Origin of the sequence: Bacillus sp. GbtcB10 (assembly GCF_019091365.1) — a bacterium.
In the GTDB taxonomy this organism is placed as follows: domain Bacteria; phylum Bacillota; class Bacilli; order Bacillales; family Bacillaceae; genus Bacillus; species Bacillus altitudinis.
Genome location: NZ_JAGXJP010000414.1, coordinates 1 through 234, shown reverse-complemented (window position 1 = coordinate 234; position 234 = coordinate 1). Strand labels below are relative to the sequence as shown.

The window sequence follows — 234 nt, the reverse complement described above, 5'->3', positions numbered from 1 at the left end:
ATATATCTTGAAACATCTCTCTAAGACCCACAACAAGAAACCACAGATAAGAAGAGGTTAGAATTTCAATGAGATTTGGTAATTCAAACACATCGCTTATGCGTGCGTAGCTTCTGCGCTGGCGGTGTCGACCATACTGAACTAGTTGACCTGTCACCTGATACACCCCTCAAATCATGCGTATTATTTGTGTAAAAAGTATTTCTGTCTTTCAAATGTCAGTAAAGAAATACT

1 protein-coding gene is annotated in these 234 nt (G+C 38.5%); it reads right to left on the bottom strand.

The features are described from left to right. On the bottom strand, positions 1-157 hold a 157-nt coding region (locus KVT11_RS21225; protein WP_309234400.1), incomplete at its 3' end, for a hypothetical protein. Positions 158-234: the final 77 nt, after the last annotated feature.